Annotated in this window: 1 protein-coding gene; it reads left to right on the top strand. The window is 39.3% G+C overall.

Going from position 1 to position 242, the window contains the following annotated elements; all coding sequences use genetic code 11:
- On the top strand, positions 1-242 hold a 242-nt coding region (locus tag R2R70_RS22665), incomplete at both ends, for a hypothetical protein (RefSeq protein ID WP_410979296.1).

Here is a 242-nt window from a genome sequence, read left to right as displayed (position 1 = left end):
CCCCTACCCTATAGATCTTGTAGAAATAGTAACGCTAAAAAATAATACTCAGGCAACGCTTAGGCCAATAAAACCTGAAGATGAGCAAGCCCATAAGGCATTTGATCAATCACTCAATAAAGAAGATCGTTACAAACGCTTTTTTGGCGAGTTACCTCAATTTAACCACGATCAACTCGCTAAAATGACTCAAATTGATTACGACCGAGAAATGGCGTTTATTGTTTGCCAACGCTTAGAGG

The organism is Cobetia sp. SIMBA_158, assembly GCF_046566945.1.
Lineage (GTDB): Bacteria > Pseudomonadota > Gammaproteobacteria > Pseudomonadales > Halomonadaceae > Cobetia > Cobetia amphilecti.
Note: the sequence above shows the minus strand (reverse complement) of the source record. Positions and strands in the feature narration are given on the sequence as shown.